Raw genomic sequence first — 21,244 nt, 5'->3', positions numbered from 1 at the left:
CTTACCTCCCTGGCCACTTCGGGGGGCGCTTCTCCGTGAAGGCCGCGTGGAACTCCGCGTAGTCCTCGCCCGTCATCAGCAGGGCCTGTGTGGACGCGTCCAGTTCCACCGCCGCCGCCAGCGGCATGTCCAGTTCCGCCGTGAGCAGGGCCTTGGTCTGGGCGTGGGCCAGGGCCGGGCCGTCGGCCAGGCGGCGGGCGAGGGCCTGGGCGGCCTCGTCGGCCCGGCCCTCCTCCGTCAGTTCGCTGATCAGGCCGATCCGCTCGGCCTCCGGGGCGCGCACCGGTTCGCCGAGCATCAGCAGGCGGGTGGCGTGGCCGAGACCGACGACGCGGGGCAGCAGGTACGCGGCGCCCATGTCGCCGCCGGAGAGGCCGACGCGGGTGAAGAGGAAGGCGAAGCGGGCGGACGGGTCGGCGACGCGGAAGTCGGCGGCCAGGGCGAGGACGGCGCCCGCGCCGGCGGCGACGCCGTGCAGCGCGGCGATCACCGGGAACGGGCACTCGCGTACCGCCCGCACCACCTGGCCCGTCATCCGGTTGAAGTCGAGCAGCGCCGCGGTGTCCATGGAGAGGGTGGCGCCGATGATCTCGTCCACGTCGCCGCCGGAGCAGAAGCCGCGCCCTTCCCCGGCCAGCACCAGGGCCCGCACGGAACGCCGGCGGGACAGCTCGGCGAGCAGGTCGCGCAGGTCGGCGTAGGCCTCGAAGGTGAGGGCGTTGAGCCGGTCGGGGCGGGCGAGGGTGACGGTGGCGACGCCGTCGGTGGTCTCGACCCGCAGGTGCCGCCAGTCGGGGGTGGGAGCGGCGGAGCCGGTGAAGGGACTCATGACACTCGAAGCTATCACCCTTCTGTGACTGTCGTCACGAGTGCGCGACAGGGCGGAGCTAGGCGTCGGTGTCGAGGGCCGAAGGTCCCGGGGGTGCCCGTCGAACGGCTCTGCCGGGCGGCGCCGTACCATTCATAAGGTTGAAAGCAGGACAGGACGCCCTGCTCCCCGAAACGGACCCGCCGTGCACGATCACTCCCCCGCACCCGCCTCCTGGCGCATCGCGCTGCCGCACTCCGCCGCGGCGGTGCCGGTGGCGCGCGCCCTGGTGCGCAACGCCCTGGCCGAGCTGGAGCACACGGCCGACGGCGACACCGCGGAGCTGCTCACGGCGGAGCTGGTCGCCAACGCCGTGGAGCACACCGCCGCCGGCCGGACGCCGATCGAGCTGGTGGTGGAGCTGCGGCCGACCGGCTGCCAGGTCGAGGTGCACGACCCGGACCCGTCGCCGCCCGCCGACCTCACCCGGCCGGACGTCGAGCCGCCCGACCCGTGGTGCGAGGGCGGGCGCGGTCTGCTGCTGATCCGCGCCCTCAGCTCCTCGTGCGGCCACCGGCCCACCGGGGCGGGCAAGGCGGTCTGGTTCAGGCTCCCCGCGGTGCCCGCTCAGCGCCGGCCGCACTGAGGGCGGCGGCCAGGCGGGAGTGCCGGCGCCCGTAGGCCGTGTACACCAGCAGGCCCACCGCGAGGAACACCGCGAACTGCAGCCAGGTGGCGCCGCCCGTCTCGTACATCAGGTACAGGCAGAAGCCGATCCCGAGCAGGGGCGTCGCCGGGTACAGCGGGACGCGGAAGGGCCGGGCGAGGTCCGGTTCGCGGCGGCGCAGGGTGAGCACCGAGACGTTGACGGCGGCCATGGTGGCGAGGGTGCCGATGGTGCACAGGTTGACCACCGCGTCGAGCGGGGCGAAGGCGGCCGGGAGGGCGAAGACCACGCCGACGATCAGGGTGCCGGCGACGGGGGTGGCGGTGCGCGGGGAGACCTTCTCGAAGACCCGGGGGATCAGACCGTCCCGGGACATCGACATCAGGATGCGGGTCTGGCCGTACATCACGGCGAGCACCACCGAGGCGATGGCGACGACCGCGCCGAAGGCGACCACGCCGCCGCCGATCGCCGAGCCGGTGACCCGGTCGACGACGTAGGAGAGCGCGGCGGGCCGGTCGCCGACCTGGTCGCCGCCGACGGCGCCGATCGCGGCGACGGCGACCGCGCAGTACAGCAGGGTGACCACGCCGATGCAGACCAGGATGGCGACGGGGATGTCCCGGCGCGGGTTCTTGGCCTCCTCGCCGGCCGTGGTGATCGCGTCGAAGCCGATGTACGAGAAGAAGGCGGCCGTGGTCCCGGCGCCGATGCCGCCGAGGCCGGCCGGGGAGAACGGGGTCAGGTTGCCGTCCTGGAAGGCGTAGAAGCCGATGGCGCAGAAGGCGAGCAGGACGGCGAGCTTGAGGACGGCCATGGCGGCCGTGGCTCGGGCGCTCTCCCGCACGCCGCGCACCAGCAGCACGCAGGCCAGGGCGATGACGACGACCGCGGGGAGGTTGACGGCGCCGCCGTCGCCGGGGCCCGCGGAGAGGACGTGCGGGAGCCGGACGCCGAGGACGCTGTCGAGCAGTTCGTTGACGTACTGGCTCCAGCCCACGGCGACCGCCGAGACCGACACGCCGTACTCCAGGAGCAGGCACCAGCCGACGAGGAAGGCGGTGCGTTCGCCGAGTCCGGCGTAGGCGAAGGAGTACGAGGAGCCGGAGACCGGGATCGCGCCGCCCAGTTCGGCGAAGGAGAACGCGGTGAACACGCAGGTGATCGCGGCCAGGACGAAGGAGACGACGACGGCCGGCCCGGCCTCGGCGACGGAGTCGGACAGGCCGACGAAGATGCCGGTGCCGACGATCGCGCCGACGCCGAAGCAGACGAGCTGGAACAGGCCCATCGTGCGCTTCAGGCCGTGGCCTTCGCGGTCGGCGCCGGATTCGGCGACCAGCAGGTGGGGGGACTTGACGCGGGAGACGGGCATGGCGGGTGGTGCTCGTTTCTGGTGGTGCGTGGGGGGACGCGACGGTGGTCGCGGCCGGCGGCGCCGGAAGGGGTGGCTCCGGAACCGCCGGTCAGCATAGGGCCCGGTGGGGCAGGCCGCGTGACGGGAGTCAGGCGAGGGTGGCCACGAGGACGGCCTTGATGGTGTGCAGGCGGTTCTCCGCCTCGTCGAAGACGACCGAGTGCGCGGACTCGAAGACCTCGTCGGTGACCTCCAGGGAGTCGAGCCCGTAGGTCTCGAAGATCTCCTGGCCGACCTTGGTGCCCAGGTCGTGGAAGGCGGGCAGGCAGTGCAGGAACTTGACGTCCGGGTTGCCGGTGGCGCGCAGCACGTCCATCGTCACGGCGTAGGGCGCGAGGGCCTCGATCCGCTCCGCCCAGACCTCCTTGGGCTCCCCCATGGAGACCCAGACGTCGGTGACGACGAAGTCGGCGCCGCGCACTCCCTCGGCCACGGTCTCGGTGAGGGTGATGCGCGCCCCGCTGGCGCCGGCCAGCTCGTGCGCCCGGTCGACGACCTCCTGGGCGGGCCAGTAGGCCTTCGGGGCGACGATGCGCACGTCCATGCCGAGCAGGGCGCCGGTCACCAGGTAGGAGTTGCCCATGTTGAAGCGGGCGTCGCCGAGGTAGGCGAAGGTGATCTCCCGCAGGGGGCGGTCGCTGTGCTCGGTCATGGTGAGCACGTCGGCCAGCATCTGGGTGGGGTGCCAGTCGTCGGTCAGGCCGTTGTAGACGGGGACCCCGGCGCGGGCCGCCAGCTCCTCAACCTTGGCCTGGCTGTCGCCGCGGTACTCGATGGCGTCGAACATCCGCCCGAGGACGCGGGCGGTGTCCTCGACCGACTCCTTGTGGCCGATCTGCGAGCCCGCCGGGTCGAGGTAGGTGGTCGAGGCCCCCTGGTCGGCGGCGGCGACCTCGAAGGCGCAGCGGGTGCGGGTCGAGGTCTTCTCGAAGATCAGGGCGATGTTCTTGCCCGTGAGGTACCGGGTCTCGGTCCCGGCCCGCTTGGCGGCCTTCAGCTCGGCGGCCAGCTCGACCAGGCCGCGGAACTCCTCCTCGGTGAGATCGAGCTCCTTGAGGAGGTGGCGGCCGGCGAGGGCGGTCGGGATCGTCGCCATGAGGGCGCTCCAGAGGGACGGGACGGGTACGGGGACTATGGAACTATATACGAGATTCCGAATTTCTATACGGCGTCGCGTTCCACCGGGCAGCTCATGCAGCGCGGCCCGCCCCGGCCCCGGCCCAGTTCGCTGCCCGGGATCTCGATCACCTCGATGCCCTGTTTGCGCAGGTGGGTGTTGGTGGTGGCGTTGCGTTCGTAGGCGACGACGACGCCGGGCTCGACGGCCAGGACGTTGCACCCGTCGTCCCACTGCTCGCGCTCGGCGGCGTGGACGTCCTGGGTCGCGGTGAGGACCCGGATCTCGCCGAGCCCCAGGGCCGCGGCCATCGCGCGGTGCATGTGCTCCGGCGGGTGGTCGGTGACCTTCAGGTCCTTCTCCCCCGCGCCCGGTTCGATGGTGTAGGAGCGCAGCATGCCGAGCCCGGCGTACTGGGTGAAGGTGTCGCCGTCGACCATCGTCATCACCGTGTCCAGGTGCATGAAGGCGCGCCGCTTGGGCATGTCGAGGGCCACGATCGTCCGGGCGGAACCGGCGGCGAACAGCTTGTGGGCGAGCATCTCCACGGCCTGGGGCGTGGTGCGCTCGCTCATGCCGATGAGCACGGCGCCGTTGCCGATGACCAGGACGTCGCCGCCCTCGATGGTGGAGGGGTAGTCGGCCTGCCCCTCGGACCAGAGGTGGAAGGTCTCGTCGCGGAAGAGCGGGTGGTGCCGGTAGATCGCCTCGAAGTGGACCGTCTCGCGCTGCCGGGCGGGCAGCCGCATGGCGTTGATGGAGACGCCGTCGTAGATCCAGGCCGAGGTGTCCCGGGTGAAGAGGTGGTTGGGCAGGGGCCCGAGCAGGAAGTCGTCCAGTTCCATGGCGTGGAAGCGCACGGAGGTCGGTTCCTGGTGCGCGTCCAGGAACTCCCGCTTGGTCATGCCGCCGACCAGCCACTCGGCCAGCTCGGGGGCGGGCAGGTTCTCGAAGGCGGCCCGGAGGTGGTCCGTGGCCAGCACCCCGTACTCCTTCTCGTCGAAGACCCGGTCCAGGACCAGCCGCCGGGCGGCCGGGACGTCCAGGGTCTCGGTGAGCAGGTCGCCGAAGAGGTGCACCGCCACCCCGCGGTCGCGGAGCACGTCGGCGAACCCGTCGTGCTCGGCGCGCGCCCGGCGCACCCACAGCACGTCGTCGAAGAGAAGGGCGTCCTTGTTGCTGGGGGTGAGCCTTTTGAGCTCGAGATCCGGCCGGTGCAGGATGACGCGGGTGAGCCGCCCGGCTTCGGAGTCGACGTGGAATCCCATGTCCTCATCCTGACCACTCCGGCGCCCGTTCACCCCCGCTTTCGCGCACCCCGGGCGCTCCGGCGCCCACGCCCCGGGCGCAAGGCGCCCTTCGGTCGCAACGAGGCCCGCGGTGCGCGTGCCGGGGCACGGGGCGGGGGCGACCGCCTCGCGTGCTTCCCGTGCCCCGGTCCGGGTCCGGTGTACGACCTGCGATGCGACGCGGGGCCGCGCCCATCCTGTGGAGGTTGGCAGTGCCGGCCGGCTCACGCCGGGGACGGCACCGGACCCCGGAGCGTGCGGAGACACCTTGAGTCCTGACGCGTTGATCGCCCACCTCGTGGGCGCATCGGCTCTGATCCTGGTCGCCGCGCACGCGGGCGGCGGGCTGGCCCGGCGGCTCGGGCAGCCCTACATCGTGGGCCAGTTGGCGGCGGGCATCGCCCTCGGCCCCTCCCTCCTCGGCGCCCTCGCCCCCCGGGCCTACGACGACCTCTTCCCGGCGGCCATCGGCCCGGCGCTGACCGGGTTCTCCCAGTTCTCCCTGGTGGTGTTCCTGTTCGCGGTGGGGTACGAGCTGGATCTGAAGATCCTCGGTGACCGGGCGCGCGTCTCGGTGACCGTGGCGCTGGCCTCGTTCGTGGTGCCGATGGCGGTGGGGTGCGGCGCCGCCCTGCTCTTCCGTGACACGTTGCGCGATCTGGGGGCGGGCGGGAACTGACGCCCGCCGCGGTGGTGTTCGCGGGCATCGCCCTGTCGATAACGGCGGTGCCGGTGCTGACCGCGATCGTGCGGGAGAACGGTCTCACCCGCACCGTGCCCGGGGTGGTGGCGGTCTCGGCGGCCGGGATCCTCGACGCCGTGTGCTGGACGGTGCTGGCGGGCACGATGCTCAACAGCGGCGCGGGCGAGGCGGCGTTGGCCTGGCCCTGGCGCGCGGCACTCGCCGTCGGCTTCGTCACCGTCATGGCGCTCGCCGCCCGGCCGGTGCTGCGCCGGCTGCTGTGGCGCACGCGACTGGAGCCCTCGCTGCGGCTGGCGCTGCTCATCGGCTTCGCCCTCGGGTCGGCCTGGGTGACGCACTGGCTCGGACTGCACGTGATCTTCGGGGCGCTGCTCGCGGGGCTGGTGACGCCCCGGGAGGAGGGCGGCACCCTGGACCCGGACCTGCTGCGCCCGCTGCACGAGGTCAGCTCTCTGCTGCTGCCGTTCTTCTTCGTCCTCTCGGGGCAGTCCGTGGCCCTGAACAGCATGTCCGGCACCGGGTGGGCGGTGCTGCTGGCGGTGACGGTGCTGGCGGTCACCACGAAGGTCGGCAGCGGGCTGGTGTCGGCCCGGCTCGGCGGCCTGGACCGGCACGACGCCCGTACCGTCGGGGTGCTGCTCAGCGCCCGGGGCCTGACCGAGCTGATCGCCCTCAACGCCGGGCTGGAGGCGGGGCTGGTCAGCGCACCGCTCTACACAGTCCTGGTGTTCATGGCGCTCGCCACCACCCTGCTGACCCAGCCGCTCCTCGTGCTGACCCGCCGCCTCGCGGCCCGCGACCGCCCCGCGGTGCCGGTCCCCGCCACCGCCCCGCAGCCGTACGCGGCGGCCGAGGGCGGTGTCGAGGGGCCGGGGCGGGGCGAGTGACGGTCACAGCCGGGGGTCCACCGGCTCCGACTCCAGGGCCAGCACCCCGAACACCGCCTCGTGCACCCGCCACAGCGGCTCGCCGTCCGCGAGGCGGTCCAGGGCCTCCAGGCCGAGGGCGTACTCGCGGATCGCCAGGGACCGCTTGTGGTTCAGGAACCGGTGCCGCAGGCGGGCGAGGTTGTCGGGGCGGGTGTACTCGGGGCCGTAGACGATCCGCAGGTACTCCCGGCCCCGGCACTTGATGCCGGGCTGCACGAGACGGCCCTTCCCGTCGCGCACCAGCGCGCCGAGAGGCTTGACGACCATGCCCTCGCCGCCGCGGCCGGTCATCTCCAGCCACCAGTCGGTCCCGGCCGCCACCGACTCGGGGTCGCCGGTGTCGACGTACAGCCGGCGGGTGGTCCGCAGCAGGCCGCTGCCGTCGTGCTCGACGAGCCGGTCGACGAGCCCGAGCTGCTCGTCGTGCGGCAGCGCGGCGAGGCTTCGGCCCTGGACGGCGAGGATCTGGAACGGGGCCAGACGGACGCCGTCCAGGCCGTCGGTGGGCCAGCAGTAGCGGCGGTAGGCGTCGGTGAAGGCGGCCGCGTCGGCGGCCCTGGCGCGCTGGCGGCCGAGGAGGTCCTGCACCTCGACGCCGCGCGCCGCGGCGCCCTCCAGCGCGCTCAGCACGCCGGGGAACACGGCCGCGGAGGCGGCGCCCACGGCGGCGTACTGGGAGCGCAGCAGCCCGGCCGCCTTGAGCGACCACGGCATCAGCTCGGTGTCCAGCAGCAGCCAGTCCGTGGCCAGTTCGTCCCACAGGCCGGCCTCTCCGACGGCGGTGCGCAGCCGGTCGAGGATCTCCTCGGTGACCGACGCGTCGTCCAGGAAGGGACGGCCGGTACGGGTGTAGAGGGAGCCCGTGACGCCCTCGACGCCGAAGCGGGCGCGGGCCGCCTCCGCGTCGCGGCAGACCAGGACGACCGCCCGCGACCCCATGTGCTTCTCCTCGCACACGACCCGCGCGACGCCGTCCGCCGCGTACTGCGCGAAGGCCTCCTTCGGGTGCTCCAGGTAGCCGTCCACGCCGGAGGTGGCGGTCGGTGCCATGGTCGGCGGGAGGTACGGCAGCAGGCGCGGGTCGGTGGCGAAGCGGCTCATGACCTCCAGGGCCGCCGCCCCGTTCTCCTCGCGTACGGTGATCCGCCCGGCGTGCCGGGTCTCCACCACCCGGCGCCCCCGGACGTCGGCCAGGTCCAGCGGGCGGCCGTCGTGGCCGCCGGGCGCCTCGGTGCGCAGCGGCTTGACCGGCTCGTACCAGACCCGCTCGGCCGGTACGTCGACGATCTCCCGCTCGGGCCAGCGCAGCGCGGTGAGCCTGCCGCCGAAGACGGCGCCGGTGTCCAGGCAGATGGTGTTGTTCAGCCAGGTGGCCTCCGGCACCGGGGTGTGTCCGTAGACGACCGCCGCGCGGCCCCGGTAGTCCTCGGCCCACGGGTGGCGCACGGGCAGCCCGAACTCGTCGGTCTCGCCGGTGGTCTCGCCGTACAGGGCGTGGCTGCGGACCCGCCCGGAGGTGCGGCCGTGGTACTTCTCGGGCAGACCGGCGTGGCAGACCACCAGCCGGCCGCCGTCGAGGACGTAGTGGCTGACCAGGCCGTCGACGAACTCCCGCACCTCGGCGCGGAACTCCTCGCTCTCCCGCTCCATCTGCGCGACGGTCTCGGCGAGTCCGTGGGTGAGCTGGACCTTGCGGCCCTTCAGGTGGCGGCCGTACTTGTTCTCGTGGTTGCCCGGTACGCACAGGGCGTTGCCCGACTTGACCATGGACATCACGCGGCGGAGCACGCCGGGGCTGTCCGGGCCGCGGTCGACGAGGTCGCCGACGAAGACGGCGGTGCGGCCCCCGGGGTGGACGCCGTCGGTGTAGCCGAGCTTGGTGAGCAGCGTCTCCAGCTCGGCGGCGCAGCCGTGGACGTCGCCGACGATGTCGAAGGGGCCGGTGAGGTGGGTGAGGTCGTTGAACCGCTTCTCGGTGACGACGGTGGCGTGCTCGACCTCCGCGACGCCGCGCAGCACGTGCACCTTGCGGAAGCCCTCGCGCTCCAGGTGGCGCAGGGAGCGGCGGAGTTCACGGGTGTGGCGCTGGACGACGCGGCGGGGCATGTCGGCGCGGTCGGCGCGCCCGGCGTTGCGCTCGGCGCAGACCTGCTCGGGCACGTCCAGGACGATGGCGACGGGCAGCACGTCGTGTTCGCGGGCCAGGTCGATCAGTTGACGCCGGGCGTCCTGCTGCACGTTGGTCGCGTCGACGACGGTGCGGCGGCCGGCGGCGAGCCGCTTGCCGGCGATGTAGTGCAGGACGTCGAAGGCGTCGCGGCTGGCGCTCTGGTCGTTCTCGTCGTCGGCGACCAGGCCCCGGCAGAAGTCGGAGGAGATGACCTCGGTCGGCACGAAGTGGCGCGCAGCGAAGGTGGACTTGCCGGAGCCGGAGGCGCCGATCAGCACGACGAGGGAGAGGTCGGTGACGGGCAGGGCGCGGGCCCGCACGGGGGTGTGGCTGCTGCCGGTGGTGCTCATGCGGCCTTCGCCTCCTTCTCGGTCGCGGTCGCGGGGGTGGTCAGGGTGAACAGGGCGAGCTGGGTGGGCGGGCCCACCTCGGGGTCGTCGTCGCCGACGGGGCGGAACTCCACGGCGTAGCCGTGCCGTTCGGCGACCCGGCCGGCCCAGGCGCGGAACTCCTGGCGGGTCCACTCGAAGCGGTGGTCGCGGTGGCGGACGTGACCGGCCGGGAGGGTCTCCCAGCGCACGTTGTACTCGGCGTTGGGCGTGGTCACGACGACGGTGCGGGGGCGGGCCGAGCCGAAGACGGCGTACTCCAGGGCGGGCAGCCTCGGCAGGTCGACGTGCTCGATCACCTCGCTCAGCACGGCGGCGTCGTAGCCCTTGAGGCGCTTGTCGGTGTAGGCGAGGGAGCCCTGGAGGAGCTGGACGCGGGCGGCCTGCCGCTCGCCCATGCGGTCCAGCTTGAGCCGCCGGGAGGCGATGGTGAGGGCGCGCACCGACACGTCCACGCCGACGATCTCGGTGCAGCGCGGCTCCTTGAGCAGCTCGCGCACCAGGTGCCCCTCGCCGCAGCCGAGGTCGAGGACGCGGGCGGCGGCGTGCTCGCGCAGCGCCGTGAGGATCGCCTCGCGGCGCCGCACGGCGAGCGGGGTGGGCCTCGCCTCCTGCTCGGCCTCCGCCTCGACGGCGTTGTCGATCTCCTCGACCTCGCTGTCGTCGCTCTCGGCCAGCCGGATCAGCTCCAGCCGGTCCATCGCCTCGCGGGTCAGGGACCAGCGGCGGGAGAGGTAGCGGCTGGTGATCAGCTTCTGCTCGGGGTGGCCCGGCAGCCAGCCCTCACCGGCCCGCATCAGCTTGTCGACCTCGTCCGGCGAGACCCAGTAGTGCTTGGCGTCGTCGAGCACCGGGAGGAGGACGTACAGGTGGCGCAGGGCGCCGGAGAGGGTGAGCGTCCCGGACTCCAGCACGAGCCGGACGTAGCGGGAGTCGCCCCACTCGGGGAACTCGGTGTCCAGCGGCACCGCCTCGGCAGCGACCGTCCAGCCGAGCGGCTCGAAGAGGCGGCGCACGAGGTCCGGGCCGCCTCTGGCGGGCAGCGCCGGGATCTCGACGCGCAGCGGGAGCGGCCGGGCGGCGCGCTCGGGGCGGGCCTTGCACACGCCGCGCATCGCGCTGGAGAACACGTTGCTCAGCGCCACGGCCAGCAGGGACGAGGCCGCGTACGGGCGGTCGTTGACGTACTGCGCGAGGGCGGCGTCGGGGGCGCCGCCGCGGCCCTTGCCCTTGCCCCGCCTGACCAGCGCCACCGGGTCGACCTCCAGCAGCAGGGCCGCCGTGCAGCGCTGCTCCTCCGCCTCGGGGTAGAGCACGTGGGCCGTGCCGAAGGAGGTGGAGAACGCCTGCGCCCTGCCGGGATGCTTGTGCAGCAGGAAACCGAGATCGGTCGCGGGGTGCTCGGGGGTACCGGTGGTGGTGACGGTCAGGAACATGGGCCTCTCCGGCCGGGTCGGCGGTGCGACGGACACATGCGGGCGCCGTGCGCGCGAGAGCCCCCGGGGCGGTACCCCGGGGGCTCCGGCGGAACGACGGTCACACGATCGCACAGGGCGGGTGACCGGCGCCTTCGGTTATTCGCCGCCGCGCTGCCGGCGCGTCAGGAAAGCTGCGACTGGACCTGGGACGCGATCAGCTCCAGGTGGTCCAGGTCGTGGAGGTCGAGGATCTGGAAGTAGATCCGCTGGGCGCCGGCCTCGGCGTAGCGGCCGATCTTGTCGACGACCTCGGCGGGGGAGCCGGCGAGGCCGTTGGCCTTCAGCTCCTCGACCTCGCGGCCGATCACGGCGGCGCGGCGGGCGACCTCGGCGTCGTCCTTGCCGACGCAGGCGACCAGCGCGTTGGAGTAGGTGAGGGCGTCGGCCGCGCGGCCGGCCGCCTCGGCGGCGGCCCGTACCCGGCCGAACTGGCGCTCGGTGTCCTCGATGGAGGCGAACGGCATGTTGAACTCGTCGGCGTACTGGCCGGCCAGCCGCGGGGTGCGGGTGGCGCCGTGACCGCCGATGAGCACCGGCACCTTGGCCTGCGCGGGCTTGGGCAGCGCGGGCGAGTCGGTCAGGTCGTAGAAGGTGCCGTGGAAGTCGAAGGTCTTGCCGGTCTCGGTGGCCCACAGGCCGGTGACGATCGCCAGTTGCTCCTCCAGGCGGCCCATCTTCTCCTTGGGGAAGGGGATGCCGTACGCCTTGTGCTCCTCCTCGAACCAGCCGGAGCCCAGGCCCAGCTCGATGCGGCCGCCCGACATCTGGTCGACCTGGGCGACCTGGATGGCGAGGACGCCGGGCAGCCGGAAGGTGCCGGCGGTCATGAGGGTGCCCAGGCGGATGCGCTTGGTCTCGCGGGCGAGACCGGCCAGGGTGATCCAGGCGTCGGTGGGGCCGGGGAGGCCGTCCACGGCGCCCATGCGGAGGTAGTGGTCGCTGCGGAAGAAGGCGTCGAAGCCCAGGTCCTCGGTGGCCTTGGCCACCGTGAGCAAGGTGTCGTAGGTCGCCCCCTGCTGGGGCTCGGTGAAGATACGGAGATCCATGCCCTCCATCCTGCCTGCTCGGCGCGGGTGTCCGGCACAGGCTCCAACACGCGGCGCGCGGGACGCGGGGCCCGGGGGGTGCCCTAACCCGCCTCCCGCTCCGGTAAGTGCGCCTCGCGGTCCGCCAGTTTGCGCAGCATCTCCAGGACCCGGTCGCGGGACTCGTCGGCCGCGTCGATGGCCTCCATGCACTGCCAGTACGTCGCCTCGTCGGCGGCGGCGCAGGCGACGCCCACCAGCGCGATGCCGGTCTCGCCGAGCAGGGTGCCCAGGCGCATCAGGGCCTGCCGGGCGTCGCCCAGTTCGGTGAGCTGGGCGGCGCGCAGCTCACCCGGGGCCAGCGCCGGGGTGTGCAGCACCCCGCAGCCGCGGCCCGCCAGCTCGGTCAACCCGATGGCCTCGCCCCGCAGTTCGGGCGGTCCGTGGACCGCCAGCCGACTGCCGATCGCCTGGGCCAGGGCCTGCACCTGCCACACCTCCGTGAGGACCTCCGGCACCTCGCCGCCGGCGGCCAGGGCACGCCCACTCGTCACGATGAGCCGAACAGCGTCCATGCGCTGCCCCCGTCTGTCCGACGCGCCCGTGGCGCGTCCGCCCGAACTCCGTTGTCCACTACCCAGAGTGAAGGTGTGTGGGACGAAAAGCCAGAGGAAGGCGGAAATCTTCGGACACCGCGGTGAATTCTGGCCGGATAACGACTGCGGAGAGTAATAACGGAGTGGTTGACTCCTCCGGCTCAGCCTTCCGGTCCGCCCTCCGCCGGGGACCCGCCCGGCACGGGGAACCGGGACTCGTTCCGCTCGATCTTCGCCGCGAGCGCGGCCAGCGGGTCGACGCCGAGCACCTCGCAGAACTGGAGCAGGTACGCCAGAACGTCGGCGACCTCGTCCCGCACCCGGTGGGCGGTGTCCGGGTCGGTCATCACGCGGGCCGACTGCTCCGGGGTCAGCCACTGGAAGATCTCCAGGAGTTCGGCGGCCTCCACGCTGAGGGCCGCGGCCAGGTTCTTGGGGGTGTGGTACGGCTGCCAGTCGCGGGCGGCGGCGAACTCGGCCAGTCTGCTCCGCAGGGCCGCGAGGTCACGGGGTTGATCGGTCACGGTCCAGGTGTACCACCGTCACGCGGCCCGTCCCGTCCCCGTCCGTCCCGTCCCCGCCCGACGTCCCCGCCTCCTCGACCGCGCCCGCCGCCCACGACGCGTCGGCGACCGCCCCGACGAAGCCGATGTGCCCCCGGTCGCACATCCGCGCCGCGAGACGGAGCAGTTCGGCGCGCTGGTGCGGGTCCAGCCCGCGGTCGAAGCCGTCGGCGAGGACGGTGAGCGTCCGCAGCGCGGCGGGCACCTCCCCGGCCGGGTCGGCCTCCAGCACGCCGGGGCCGGTGAACAGCACCAGCGTGAGGGCGAGGTAGCGCAGTTCGCCGTAGCCGAGGCGGGCGAGGCCGGTGCGGGTGCCGTCGCCCCGGTCGATCAGCGCCCGGACCACGCCGCCGAGGTCCGGTTCGGCCAGGACGTCCTCGACGGCGCCCGCGCATCCGGTGCGCACCGCCGCGACGAACTGGGCGTGCCGCCGGCCGCACTCGGCGCGGGTGCGCCACAGCACGTCGGCGAGGTTGTCGCAGCCGCCGAGCAGCCGCCCGGAGCCGCTGGGCACGGGCTCGCGCATCCGGCCGGGCCGCGGGTCGCAGGCGAAGACGGAGCGCAGGGCCACCACCATCTGCTCGGCCGCCGCCAGCACCCTGCGCTGCCCGTCCGTCTTGCCGGCCACCCGCAGGGGCAGCAGCGGTGTGCCGAGGCGGTCGTCGGGCAGGGGGGCGCGGGTGACGGGCGCCGACCCGGCGGTGTGCCAGGCCGCCTGCACGGTGCGGCGGCCCGGGTCGCGCAGGGCCGTCTCCAGGAGCACGACACCGTCGGCCGACAACCGCTCCCCCACGATGCGCAGTTCGGGCTCGGCCTGCACGGCGACGTCCAGGTGCACCGGCCCCTCGGCCCCGTCGGCCGTGCAGCCGATGCGGAAGCCCCGGCGGCGCTGCGCGTCGGGCCGGGACCGCTCGGGCACGCACGCTCCCGGGTCCGGGAACACCGCGGCGAGTTCCGCGCCGCCGCCGAGCCGGGCCAGGGCGTCGTAGGCCCTGAGCGCGCTGGTCTTGCCGCTGCCGCTGGGCCCGGCGAGCAGGGTGAGCGGGCCGAGCCGCAGCACCGCGCGCCGGTGCCCGGCGTAGGCGGCCAGCCTCAACTGGGTGACGCGGGGACGGCCGGCGAGCGCCACGGCGGACGCCTCCGGCGCGGAGGGCCCGGGTAAGCCGGAGGAGGGCGGTGACGGGGAGGACGCAGGTGACGCTGCCATATGCGGACCGTAGGACTCCGTCGGGCGGCGAACCGTTTTGCCGGGACGGCTTTCCTACGATCGGGGGACCTGGACGCCCGGGCCGGGGCGGGCCGTCACATTCCGGGAACCCCCACCGCGCCCTCCATCAGGCCGTTCACCTCGGTCCCCGCCGGCGTCAGCAGGAAGACGTTGCGGTCGACCCGGTGCATCCCGCTGGCCAGGCCGAAGACGACGCCGGTGCTGAAGTCCAGGACCCGCTTGGCGACCTCGCCCTCGGCACTGGTCAGGTCCAGGAGGACCGGGATGCCCGACATCAGGGTCTCGGCGACCTCCCGGGCGTCCGCGAACACGTTGACCCGCAGCACGACGAACCGGCGGCGCCGCTCCGTCTCCGCCTCGGGCATCGCCCGGTGGCCGACGGACGAGGGCCAGGCATCGCGTCCGCGCAAGGGAACGACCTGGGCGAGCCCTTCCCACTGTTCATCGGTGACGTCGTGGCTGTTCACCGGCTCCCCCCGATTCCACTCGCCTTCATTGCGTGCACCAGCCAATTCTTACGCCAAGTCACCCGTTCGGCCCAACAGCGACACGGTTGGCGACGCTCCGTGTCCGGTGGTTGCGGGGCGCCGGGCGGGGTACTCAGCGACGGCCGCCGCGCCCTGGCGGGTGCCACTGGTGCACCGGCGGACGTACACCGTCACACGGAGGAGTGCCCATGGGTGCGCTGGATCTGCCCGAGCCCGTCACGCGCGAGGGGGCACCTGCGCCCGTCGACACCGCCGCACTGCGGGCGGCCCTGCTCGGCCGGGTGGACGGGGAGGTCCGCTTCGACGCCGGGAGCCGGGCCGCCTACTCCACGGACGCCTCGAACTTCCGGCAGACGCCCCTCGGCGTCGTCGTGCCGCGCACCCCGGAGGCGGGTGCCGAGGCGGTGGCCGTGGCGCGGGAGTTCGGGGCGCCCGTGCTCTCGCGCGGCGGCGGGACGAGCCTGGCCGGGCAGTGCACCAACGCGGGTGTGGTCCTCGACTGGTCGAAGTACTGCACGCGGGTGGAGTCGGTGGACGCCGACGCCCGCACCTGCGTCGTCCAGCCCGGGATCGTGCTGGACGACCTGAACCGGCAGCTCGCGCCGTACGGCCTGCGCTACGGTCCCGAGCCCGCCACGCACGCCAACTGCACCCTCGGCGGCATGATCGGCAACAACTCCTGCGGCGCCACCGCCCAGGCGCACGGCAAGGTCGTGGACAACATCGCCCGCCTGGAGGTGCTGCTGTACGACGGCACCCGCTTCTGGTGCGGGGAGACCGGCGACGAGGAGTACGCCGAGATCGAGCGGCAGGGCGATCTGCGGGCGACCGTCTACCGGCGGCTGCGCGCGCTGCGGGACGCCTACGGGGACGAGATCCGCCGCCGGTTCCCCGACGTTCCGCGCCGGGTCTCGGGCTACAACCTGGACTCGCTGCTGCCGGAGTACGGCTTCGACGTGGCCGGGCTGCTGGTGGGCAGCGAGTCGACGCTGGTCACCGTCCTGCGGGCGGAGCTGGAACTGGTGCCGGTGGTGAAGGAGCGCTCCCTGCTGGTGCTGGGCTTCGACAGCATCGACAAGGCCGCCGACGCGGTGCCCGACATCCTGCCGCACGAGCCGATCGCGCTGGAGGGCGTCGACGCCCGGCTGGTCCGCGACGAACGCATCAAGCACCTCAACCCGAAGGCGCTGGCCCAGATGCCGGAGGGCAACGCCTACCTGATGGTGCAGTTCGGAGGGGACACCGTCGAGGAGGCCGACGCCCGGGCGCACCGGCTGCTGGAGGCCGTGCACCGCTCCGAGCACGAGGCCGACTGCGCGTTCCTGGACGACCCGTCGCACGAACAGGACCTGTGGCAGGTCCGGGAGGCCGGGCTCGGCGCCACCGCGCACATCCCCGGCAGGCCCGACACCTTCGAGGGCTGGGAGGACTCGGCGGTCTCCCCCGGCCGGCTGGGCGACTACCTGCGCCGGCTGCGCGCCCTGTTCGAGGAGTTCGGGTACCTGAGCGACACCGGTCCGAGCCTGTACGGCCACTTCGGGCAGGGCTGCGTGCACACCCGGATCCCGTTCGACCTGTACACCGCCGACGGGGTGGCGGCGTACCGGAGGTTCATGGAGCGGGCGGCCGACCTCGTGGTCGAGTTCGGCGGCTCGCTCTCCGGCGAGCACGGGGACGGGCAGAGCCGGGGCGAGCTGCTCTCCCGGATGTTCGGGAACCGGCTGGTGGAGGCGTTCGGGCGGCTCAAGGCCGTCTTCGACCCGGAGAACCGGATGAATCCGGGGAAGGTCGTCGCGCCGTACGGGCTGGACGAGAATCTGCGCCTCGGCGGTGACTGGGCCCCGTTCGAACCGCGGGACCTGCACTTCCGGTTCCCGCACGACGGGGGTTCGTTCGCGCAGGCGGCCAACCGCTGCGTGGGCGTCGGCAAGTGCCGCCAGCACACCAGCGACGGCACGGTGATGTGCCCGTCGTACCAGGTGACCCGGGAGGAGGAGCACTCGACCCGGGGGCGGGCCCGGCTGCTGTTCGAGATGCTCGACGGGCACGGGGACGGCGCGATCCGGGACGGCTGGCGCTCGGAGGCGGTCAAGGACGCCCTCGATCTGTGCCTGGCCTGCAAGGGCTGCAAGAAGGACTGCCCGGCGGACGTGGACATGGCCACCTACAAGGCGGAGTTCCTCTCCCACCACTACGCGGGCCGGCCGTGGCGCAGGCCGCGTTCGGACTGGTCGATGGGCTGGCTGCCGGCCCTTGCCCGGGTGGTGGGCCGCACCCGGCTGGGGCCGGTCGTCAACGCGCTCACCCACGCCCCGCTGCTGTCGCGGGCGGCGGTGTGGGCGGCGGGGGTGGCGGACCGGGAGGTGCCGCTGTTCGCGGAGCGGACGTTCGAGCAGTGGTTCGCGGACCACGAGCCGGAGGGCGACGGGCACCGCGGGACCGTGCTGCTGTGGCCGGACACCTTCACCAACCACTTCCACCCGCACATCGGGCGGGCGGCCGTACGGGTCCTCGAACACGCGGGCTGGCGGGTGCGGTTGCCCGAGGAGCCGGTGTGCTGCGGACTGACCTGGATCTCCACGGGGCAGCTCGGCACGGCGGAGAAGGTCCTCACCCGGACCGTGCGCGCCCTGGCCGGGCACGTCCGCGCCGGCGGGCTGGTCGTGGCGCTGGAGCCGAGCTGCACGGCCGTGTTCCGGGCGGACGCGGCGGAACTCTTCCCCGGCGACCAGGACGTGCTGCGGCTGGCCGGGCAGACGGTGACCCTCGCGGAACTGCTCACCGAGCACTCCCCCGGCTACGAGCCGCCGAAGGTGCCCGAGCGGTCCGCGCGTGCGCTGGCCCAGGTGCACTGCCACCAGCACGCGGTACTGGGCTGGGAGGCGGACCGGGAGCTGCTGCGCCGGGCCGGTGTGGACGCGCGGCGGCTGGACTCCGGCTGCTGCGGGCTGGCCGGCAACTTCGGCTTCGAGCGCGGTCACCTGGACGTCAGCGAGGCGTGCGCGGAGCGGGTGCTGCTGCCCCGGCTGCGGGCGGCGGACGAGTCGACCGTCGTCCTCGCGGACGGGTTCAGTTGCCGCACCCAGATCCACGAGTTCGACAGCGGCGGCCACGAGGGCGTGCACCTCGCGGAGCTGCTGGCCTCGGCCCTGCCGGGCGGCCCCGGGGCCGCGGGCAGCGCGTACGGCACCGCGCCGGGCGCCCGTCCGGCGGTCCCGGGCCGCCGGGCCCGGGTCCTGGCCCTCGCGGGCACGGCGGCCGCCGCACTGGGTACGGCGGGCGCGGCGACGGTCCTGGCCCGGAGCCTGCGCCGCCGCTGAGCCCCACCCCCGGCCGCCGGGCCGGGGGACGGGGCGTCAGACGCGGGACGCGTGCTCCTGCCGGCTGGCCAGGGCCCAGATGACGAACACGTCGATCGCCATCATGACCACGGACCAGACGGGCGAGTACGGCAGGAACAGGAACTGGGCGACCAGGCTCAGCGAGGCGAGGACGATGCCCGTGATGCGCGCCCAGGTCATGTCCTTGAGCAGGCCGTACCCGGTGACGAGCACGAGGGCGCCGAGGACGACGTGGACGATCCCCCAGCCGGTGAGGTTCATCTTGTAGACGTAGGCGCCGATGTGGGCGTACACGTCGTTCTCGGCGATGGCCGCGATGCCCTGCAGGATGGTGAGGGCGCCGCTCAGCAGGAGCAGGACGCCCGCGAAGACGACACCGCCGGTCACCCAGCCGCTGGTGCGGTCGTCCGGACGCCGGGCCCAGGAGGGGTCGCCGCCGTGCGACGGCCGGCCGGAAGGGGATTCGGCGTGCTGGCTCATGAGCGGAGTCCTTTCTGTGTCCCCCGTGCGGGGCAACTCCCCACCGGCGCGAAGGGCGCCGACAGGTCTGTTCGAGCCTGCGGGCGTCGGGGCGCCCCGGCCACGCGGGCCCGCCGAACGGGTGAACCACGCACCGGCCGTGCGCGTGCGGGTGCCCGCGGACTCACGTTGACTGGGGCCACCGGCGACCACGGGTGACCGACGGGGCGTGGGCGCAGGCGCAGGCGGGAGCCGGTGCGGAAGAAGGAGGGCGCGTGACGAGTCGGCCACTGTCCCGGCGGGGACCGCTGTCCCGGCGCGGGCCGCACGCGCGGGTTCCGTGACCGCGCCCGCCGACGCCGAGCCGCAGCGGGCCGAGCAGTCGCTGCGGCAGACGCTGCTCAGCCCCGGATACCGGCGGCTGTTGCTGCTCTGCGTGCTGCTGGGTGTTCCCGTCTCACTGGCCTGCTTCTTCTTCGTCGGGCTCCAGCACGAGTTGCAGCACTGGGTGTGGACCTCGCTGCCCGAGGCGGTCGGTTACCGCACCCCGCCGTGGTGGTGGCCGCTGCCCGCACTGCTGCTCGCCGGGCTGCTCCTGGCGCCGATCGTGACCCGGATGCCGGGCGGCGGCGGCCACCTCCCGGTGAACGGCCTGGGCGGCGCGCCCGTCGGCCCCCGTGCCCTGCCCGGCGCGGTGCTCGCCGCGCTGGCGACACTGCCGCTCGGCGTGGTGCTGGGCCCCGAGGCCCCCCTCATGGCCGTCGGCAGCGGACTCGCCCTGCTGGCGGTGCGGCGGCGGACGGGCGTGGACCAGCGGGCGAGCGCGATCCTCGCCACGGCCGGTTCGACCGCCGCGATCTCCACCATCCTCGGCGGCCCGATCGCGGCGGCGGTCCTGCTCATCGAGGGGGCGGGGCTGGCCGGGACCCAACTGGTCGCCCTGCTGCTGCCCTGTCTGCTGGCCAGCGCGACGGGCGCGCTGGTCTTCACCGGCTTCGGGCAGTGGACGGGGCTGAAGATCGGCGCGCTGTCCCTGCCCGACCTGCCGCCGCAGGCCGGGCCCGACGCGGGCGACTTCCTGTGGGGGCTGCCCACGGCCGCCCTCGTCGCCGTCCTGGTCACGCTGGCCCGCGCGCTGGGCCGCCGCACCGTCACCTGGACGCGGCAGCGCACCGCCGCCCGCACCGTCGCCTGCGCCGCCGCGGTCGGCGTCTGCGTCTCCGCGTACGCGCTGATCACGGGCCGCGACCCGGCCGAGGCCGCGCTGTCCGGCCAGGCCGCCCTCGCCCAGCTCGCCGCGCACCCGCACGCCTGGTCCGTGGGGGCGCTCGTCGCGCTGGTCGCGTGCAAGGGGCTGGCCTGGGGCATCGCGCTGGGGTCCCTGCGCGGCGGCCCGATCTTCCCGTCCGTGCTGCTGGGCGCGGCGACCGCCCTGGCCTGCTCCGGGCTGCCCGGGTTCGGCGTGACCCCGGCCCTCGCCCTCGGCATCTCGGCCGCGGCGGCGGCGGTGACCGGGCTGCCGCTGGCCAGCGCGGTCCTGGCGGTGCTGCTGATGGGCCGGGACTCCCACGACCAGATGCCGCTGATCGTCATGGCGTCGGTCGTCTCCTTCGTCGTGGCCCAACTGGTGCGCCGGGACGGGACGGACCCGGAGAAGGCACCGGCGACGGGGGCGCAGCGATGACCGGCCGGACGGACGCCACGCCCCCGGACCCCACGCCCCCGGAGCCGGCCGGCCCGGCCCACGACGGCGGCGTACCCCGCCGCACCGGGTGGGCCGCCGGGTGGGCCGCCGTCCGGCCCTGGCTCGTCCGGACCGGGATCGCGGCCGCCGTGGTCGTGGCCTACTTCCTGCTTCCCCTGGACCAACTGGGCCCGCAGCGGCCCGTACTGAGCTGGGCGCTGTTCGCCGTGCTGCTCACCGCGGTGGCCGTGGCGCTGCTCCGGCAGATCCGGCACGTCCTCCTCAACCGTCCCGACACCCGGCCCGGGGTGGTCATCTCCCTGCTGATCGTCCTGTCCGTGCACGTCTTCTCGGCCGGGTACTACGCCCTCGCGAAGCAGCCCGGCGAGTTCAGCGGGCTGCACACCAAGATCGACGCGCTCTACTTCACGGTGGTGACACTCGCCACCGTCGGGTACGGCGACATCACCCCGCAGGGCCAGGCCGCGCGCGTCGTGGCCGTCCTCCAGATCACGTACAGCTTCGTCTTCCTGACCGCCGCCGCGACCGCGCTGACCACCCGGATGCGGGACATGGTGGTCCGGCGCCCCGAGCGGAACCGGTCACGTTGACATGCCCCGAGGCGCCGGGCGGGGGCGCCTGCGGGGGCCGGAGGCCCGCTTGTGCGCACCCCCGGGTGCGCACTACTGTCGCCACGCCTTGGTGAACGGGAAACCGGTGTGATGCCGGTGCGGCCCTCGCCACTGTGAATCGGGAAGTCCGGCTCCGGCCCTCACGGGCAGCCACTGGATCGCTTGCGGTCCGGGAAGGCGGAGCACGGGCGGTGGTACCCGTAAGCCAGGAGACCGGCCAAGGCGCGTCGTCCATCCACGAGGTGCTGGAGAGGGTCTGCT

Annotated in this window: 18 protein-coding genes and 1 riboswitch; of the genes, 6 read left to right on the top strand and 12 right to left on the bottom strand. The window is 73.9% G+C overall.

Translation table 11 applies throughout. From position 1 onward, the window contains the following. Window position 1: 1 nt before the first annotated feature. The gene (locus tag IG88_RS0119585; protein WP_031042615.1) at window positions 2–829 is read right to left on the bottom strand and encodes an enoyl-CoA hydratase family protein; all 828 of its coding nucleotides are present in this window, start codon (window positions 827–829) and stop codon (window positions 2–4) included. A 184-nt stretch (window positions 830–1,013) separates the two neighbouring features. On the opposite strand from IG88_RS0119585, the gene IG88_RS0119580 reads away from it, so the two are divergent. Then, window positions 1,014–1,454, top strand: a complete 441-nt coding sequence (locus IG88_RS0119580; RefSeq protein WP_031042611.1) for an ATP-binding protein — start codon at window positions 1,014–1,016, stop codon at window positions 1,452–1,454. Here the strand turns inward: IG88_RS0119580 and IG88_RS0119575 are convergent. The 3 genes from IG88_RS0119575 to IG88_RS0119565 form a co-directional block, all read right to left on the bottom strand. Then, complete coding sequence (locus tag IG88_RS0119575; RefSeq protein ID WP_031042608.1) at window positions 1,414–2,850, bottom strand: amino acid permease; 1,437 nt, start codon at window positions 2,848–2,850, stop codon at window positions 1,414–1,416. The two genes, IG88_RS0119580 and IG88_RS0119575, sit on opposite strands and share 41 nt — an antisense overlap. 130 nt (window positions 2,851–2,980) lie before the next feature. Further along, window positions 2,981–3,988, bottom strand: coding sequence for an ornithine carbamoyltransferase (gene argF / locus IG88_RS0119570; protein WP_031042605.1), 1,008 nt, complete (start codon window positions 3,986–3,988; stop codon window positions 2,981–2,983). 65 nt (window positions 3,989–4,053) lie between these two features. Continuing rightward, window positions 4,054–5,277 carry an arginine deiminase gene (locus IG88_RS0119565; RefSeq protein WP_031042603.1) on the bottom strand — a complete coding sequence of 408 codons (1,224 nt, stop codon included), beginning with the start codon at window positions 5,275–5,277 and terminating at the stop codon, window positions 4,054–4,056. A gap of 289 nt (window positions 5,278–5,566) precedes the next feature. Between IG88_RS0119565 and IG88_RS44970 the strand changes: the two genes are divergently transcribed. After that, on the top strand, window positions 5,567–5,977 hold the full coding sequence (locus tag IG88_RS44970; RefSeq protein WP_267884661.1) for a cation:proton antiporter: 411 nt from the start codon (window positions 5,567–5,569) through the stop codon (window positions 5,975–5,977). 11 nt (window positions 5,978–5,988) lie between these two features. After that, window positions 5,989–6,888 carry a cation:proton antiporter gene (locus IG88_RS38780; RefSeq protein WP_267884660.1) on the top strand — a complete coding sequence of 300 codons (900 nt, stop codon included), beginning with the start codon at window positions 5,989–5,991 and terminating at the stop codon, window positions 6,886–6,888. A gap of 3 nt (window positions 6,889–6,891) precedes the next feature. Here IG88_RS38780 and IG88_RS0119555 read toward each other — a convergent pair whose 3' ends face one another. The 7 genes from IG88_RS0119555 to IG88_RS0119525 form a co-directional block, all read right to left on the bottom strand. Next, complete coding sequence (locus tag IG88_RS0119555) at window positions 6,892–9,450, bottom strand: polynucleotide kinase-phosphatase (protein WP_051851963.1); 2,559 nt, start codon at window positions 9,448–9,450, stop codon at window positions 6,892–6,894. Then, complete coding sequence (locus tag IG88_RS0119550) at window positions 9,447–10,925, bottom strand: 3' terminal RNA ribose 2'-O-methyltransferase Hen1 (RefSeq protein ID WP_031042598.1); 1,479 nt, start codon at window positions 10,923–10,925, stop codon at window positions 9,447–9,449. Before IG88_RS0119550 ends, IG88_RS0119555 begins: the two co-directional genes overlap by 4 nt. Before the next feature lie 164 nt (window positions 10,926–11,089). Continuing rightward, complete coding sequence (locus IG88_RS0119545) at window positions 11,090–12,013, bottom strand: LLM class F420-dependent oxidoreductase (RefSeq protein WP_031042594.1); 924 nt, start codon at window positions 12,011–12,013, stop codon at window positions 11,090–11,092. 83 nt (window positions 12,014–12,096) lie between these two features. Then, the gene (locus IG88_RS0119540) at window positions 12,097–12,567 is read right to left on the bottom strand and encodes a DUF6099 family protein (protein ID WP_031042591.1); all 471 of its coding nucleotides are present in this window, start codon (window positions 12,565–12,567) and stop codon (window positions 12,097–12,099) included. Between the two features lie 182 nt (window positions 12,568–12,749). Beyond that, complete coding sequence (locus IG88_RS0119535) at window positions 12,750–13,112, bottom strand: nucleotide pyrophosphohydrolase (protein ID WP_031042589.1); 363 nt, start codon at window positions 13,110–13,112, stop codon at window positions 12,750–12,752. Further along, window positions 13,093–14,358 (bottom strand): hypothetical protein, encoded by a 1,266-nt coding sequence (locus IG88_RS0119530; protein WP_031042586.1) that lies wholly within the window; start codon window positions 14,356–14,358, stop codon window positions 13,093–13,095. The genes IG88_RS0119535 and IG88_RS0119530 overlap by 20 nt, the downstream gene beginning before the upstream one ends. 95 nt (window positions 14,359–14,453) lie before the next feature. Beyond that, the gene (locus tag IG88_RS0119525; RefSeq protein WP_031042584.1) at window positions 14,454–14,846 is read right to left on the bottom strand and encodes a cell division protein SepF; all 393 of its coding nucleotides are present in this window, start codon (window positions 14,844–14,846) and stop codon (window positions 14,454–14,456) included. A gap of 209 nt (window positions 14,847–15,055) precedes the next feature. Between IG88_RS0119525 and IG88_RS0119520 the strand changes: the two genes are divergently transcribed. Beyond that, window positions 15,056–18,187: an FAD-binding and (Fe-S)-binding domain-containing protein gene (locus IG88_RS0119520; protein WP_031042581.1), complete on the top strand. Its 3,132-nt coding sequence runs from the start codon at window positions 15,056–15,058 to the stop codon at window positions 18,185–18,187. Window positions 18,188–18,223: 36 nt separating this feature from the next. On the opposite strand, the gene IG88_RS0119515 is transcribed toward IG88_RS0119520, so the two are convergent. Next, on the bottom strand, window positions 18,224–18,688 hold the full coding sequence (locus tag IG88_RS0119515; protein ID WP_031042578.1) for a DUF7144 family membrane protein: 465 nt from the start codon (window positions 18,686–18,688) through the stop codon (window positions 18,224–18,226). A 319-nt stretch (window positions 18,689–19,007) separates the two neighbouring features. Here IG88_RS0119515 and IG88_RS0119510 point away from each other — a divergent pair, with 319 nt between their 5' ends. Continuing rightward, the gene (locus tag IG88_RS0119510; RefSeq protein WP_031042575.1) at window positions 19,008–20,351 is read left to right on the top strand and encodes a chloride channel protein; all 1,344 of its coding nucleotides are present in this window, start codon (window positions 19,008–19,010) and stop codon (window positions 20,349–20,351) included. After that, window positions 20,348–20,962, top strand: a complete 615-nt coding sequence (locus IG88_RS0119505) for a potassium channel family protein (protein WP_107452225.1) — start codon at window positions 20,348–20,350, stop codon at window positions 20,960–20,962. Before IG88_RS0119510 ends, IG88_RS0119505 begins: the two co-directional genes overlap by 4 nt. Before the next feature lie 72 nt (window positions 20,963–21,034). Then, a riboswitch (cobalamin riboswitch) is annotated at window positions 21,035–21,220 on the top strand. Window positions 21,221–21,244: the final 24 nt, after the last annotated feature.

The sequence above is a fragment of the Streptomyces sp. NRRL F-5650 genome (genome assembly GCF_000721365.1).
In the GTDB taxonomy this organism is placed as follows: Bacteria; Actinomycetota; Actinomycetes; order Streptomycetales; family Streptomycetaceae; genus Streptomyces; species Streptomyces ardesiacus.
This window is presented reverse-complemented; position numbering and strand designations above follow the sequence as displayed.